Genomic DNA, 3,426 nt, shown 5'->3' with positions numbered 1-3,426 from the left:
ACACTTAAAAATGATATAGGTGAAGATTGTTGTCCAGCAGATTGTATATCAGCTAAAACCTTTAAGGAAAAAATTTTAAAAGGCTATAAAAAACTAGATGAAGTATTAATTGAAAGACAAAAAATGGCAGAAGAGAGTAGAATTATGCGTGAAAAAGAAGAAGCTAGACGTAACGAAAAAAGCAATATATTTAAAAGTATTATAGAAAAGTTTTCAAATAATAATAACTAAAAATATTAGAGTTAATTAAAAAAATATAATTTTTAGACGTTTATTGTAAGTTAATATCAAAATAACAAAGCCGATTTTTTATTTTTAATCGGCTTTCTTTAATTGAATATAGTTTACAAAATTAAATTAGTACATATTATAAAAGAATGAGGCAGACCTATAGAATTTATTGGGTTTTGAGAAAGGAAAAATTAATGAATAATAAAACTGTTTTACTAACCATATTAGACGGATGGGGTTGTGGCTCAAAATGCCCTACAAATGCTATAGAAGCAGCAAATATCCCGACATATCACTCACTAGTAAAAGAGTATCCTGATACTTGTATATATGCAGATGGTGAACATGTTGGGTTGCCTGAAGGCCAAATGGGAAATTCTGAAGTAGGACATCTTAACCTGGGAGCAGGTAGAGTTGTTTATCAAGAACTAACAAGAATTAACAAAGCTATTAGAGAAAAAACTTTCTTTGAAAACACAGAATTCTTAAATGCTGTTGAACACGCAAAAAAACATAACTCATCTATACATTTTATGGGTTTAGTGAGTGAAGGTGGTGTTCATAGTGCAATGGGCCACATTTATGCACTTATTGACCTTGCTCATCAGCACGGATTAAAAAACGTATATGTCCATGCATTTCTTGATGGACGTGATACTCCGCCACAAAGCGCTATCGAGTATATAACACCTGTTGAAGAAAAATTAGATAAACTAGGTTTACCGGCTGTAGCCACAGTTATAGGCAGATACTATGCAATGGATAGAGATAATAGATGGGATAGAACAGAAAAAGCTTATAATTGCCTACTATATGGTGAAGGTAATTGTACAAAAACCACAATAGAAGGAATACAGAATTCATACAATGAAGATGTAACAGATGAATTTGTATTACCCTTAGTTGCAGGAGATGAAAATTCCAGATTAAAAGATAATGATTCAATAATTTTCTTTAATTTCAGACCTGATAGAGCAAGACAATTAACAAGAGCAATTAATGATCCTAACTTTGACGGCTTTACCAGAAAGTCAGTACTTAATAACACATATTATGTTTGTATAACTCAATACGATGAAACATTTAATCTCCCAATCGCATTTCCTCCACAAGAATTAAAGGGGATTTTGGGAGAGGTTCTTGATAAACATGGAGTACAGCAATTCAGAACAGCAGAAACAGAAAAATATGCACACGTTACTTTCTTCTTTAATGGTGGCGTAGAAAGAGCGTTCCCAACTGAAACAAGAGTACTTGTTCCATCACCAAAAGTTGCTACATATGACTTAAAACCAGAAATGAGCGCCCCTGAAGTAGCAGAAAAAGTTGTTAAAGCTTTAAAGTCAAAAGAATATCAATTTATACTTGTAAATTTTGCTAATCCAGATATGGTAGGCCACACAGGAAAACTTGACGCAGCTGTAAAAGCAGTTGAAACTATTGATGATTGCCTTAGAAAAATTATCGATGCAGTAAAAAGCGTTGATGCAATTATGCTGCTAACTTCAGATCATGGAAATGCTGAATGTATGGAAGATCCTGAAACACACAAACCATTTACAGCACATACAACAAATATGGTTCCTTTTCTCTTAATAAATTATGATAAAGAGGCATCACTTCAAGAAGGAGGCTGTTTAGCAGATATTGCACCAACTGTACTGGATATACTTGATATAGAAAAACCGGAAGAAATGACAGGAAATTCATTAATAGTCAAAAAACCCGCATTAAATAAAGCATAGAAAGAGAAAAGGCTTAAAGCCTTCTCTCTTTCTACAAACTATTAGCCGATTAAGTTTAAACTTTCACGCAATGTCTGAACACTCTCTGAATAACCAATTTTACTACCATTAGTGAATTCAATAATGGACCTATCTAAAGTAGTAGCAGGACTGTTACCGAACTCAGGATTGCGATAAATCCTACAAACGTTTGCAGGATTTATTACCTCTTTGCTAGCATAAATGAAGTTAGCTTTATTTGGATCTATTGAACTTAGCATATAAAATCTCCTATAAATTTAAACAAGTAAATTAAAAAATGCTTTTATATATCGTTATCGTCTTCATACCTCATATCAAATATTTTTGGCGGAAGATCTTTTACTTGGTTATCTGACTTTTTTTTAGGCCAGATTACTTCTGGTACTTTAACTGTCATTAACGAAAAGATCCGCTACATCCTTAGCATTACCTGAAACTCTTATCTCATCATTAGTAAGTTTAATAGTCATAGGATCATCCTTTTTAGCCTGGTAAATATACTGAAGGTGCAGGATTGACATATAATAAACTATTAAGTCCTGGTCGAATAGTGGTCATATTAAAACATCCCTCAATTTTTATTATTGATATTCACTCTATAAATAAATACTTATCATAATAAAAATTGCTTATTTCTCTCTCAAAAATTACAATTTCTTAATATTGGCCAATAAGTAAAGAGTGATGATTACTGGCCATCACTCTTTACTTAATAAAATAAACTATTTAGACTTTGTCTACTCTTGAATAGTCATCTTCAATTCTTATAATATCATCCTCACCAAGATAATCACCATTTTGAATCTCTATAATGATTACCTGAGAATCAGTTTTATTCTCAATACGATGTAATTCGACTTTTTTAATTACAATACATTCACCAATATTATATTCTTTTGAGATATCACCACATCTAAGTAACGGTGTGCCTTCTGCAACTACCCAATGTTCATCTCTGTGCTGATGCATTTGTAAACTTAACCTTTGATGAGGATTTATTACAAGCTTTTTAACCTTGTACTTATCCCCTTCTTCTAAAACAGTAAAACTCCCCCAAGGACGGTTTTCCATAATTAAACCTTTTTCACACTTATCTTGATTAATCATAATAAATTTTTTCTAACTCTCGCAGCTTAAGCACTTTTTAAGTTTGACTACTACTATCACAATTACATTGTAACCTGATTATACTACGAAATCTAATTTAAACAAGTAAGTATAATAAGTTTTTACACCTAAATAATATTATTTTTTGAAAATATTTTTTTAATTATATAAATAGTACTGATTAAAACAATAACAAATGAGACAAATAGAGAATGACATTCAACTGGGTTAGTAATTTATATTGTATAAAGAAACTTATCTTAATTACACAATATTTTATGCTGTAAATAAACCTAAAAATGAATGTAAAAGATAACGCTGG

At 31.2% G+C, this 3,426-nt stretch carries 3 protein-coding genes and 1 pseudogene (1 of these 4 running past the window's edge); 2 read left to right on the top strand and 2 right to left on the bottom strand.

Features of this window, described 5'->3' with window-relative positions:
* Together A2255_03080 and A2255_03075 are read left to right on the top strand one after the other, a co-directional pair.
* Nucleotides 1–19: pseudogene (locus A2255_03080) on the top strand (hypothetical protein); it begins 179 nt to the left of the window's first position.
* Nucleotides 20–425: 406 nt separating this feature from the next.
* The gene (locus tag A2255_03075; protein OGI22793.1) at nt 426–1,976 is read left to right on the top strand and encodes a phosphoglycerate mutase (2,3-diphosphoglycerate-independent); all 1,551 of its coding nucleotides are present in this window, start codon (nt 426–428) and stop codon (nt 1,974–1,976) included.
* 41 nt (nt 1,977–2,017) lie between these two features.
* Here A2255_03075 and A2255_03070 read toward each other — a convergent pair whose 3' ends face one another.
* Both A2255_03070 and A2255_03065 read right to left on the bottom strand, forming a co-directional pair.
* A complete protein-coding gene (locus A2255_03070; GenBank protein ID OGI22792.1) occupies nt 2,018–2,236 on the bottom strand; it encodes a hypothetical protein in 219 nt (72 codons plus the stop codon).
* 487 nt (nt 2,237–2,723) lie between these two features.
* Entirely contained in the window at nt 2,724–3,104 is a 381-nt protein-coding gene (locus tag A2255_03065) for a hypothetical protein (GenBank protein OGI22791.1), read from the bottom strand.
* Nucleotides 3,105–3,426: the final 322 nt, after the last annotated feature.

This window comes from Candidatus Melainabacteria bacterium RIFOXYA2_FULL_32_9 (assembly GCA_001784615.1).
Classification (GTDB): domain Bacteria; phylum Cyanobacteriota; class Vampirovibrionia; order Gastranaerophilales; family UBA9579; genus UBA9579.
The sequence above is the reverse complement of the archived record's forward strand: the minus strand, read 5'-3'. Positions and strand labels throughout refer to the sequence as shown.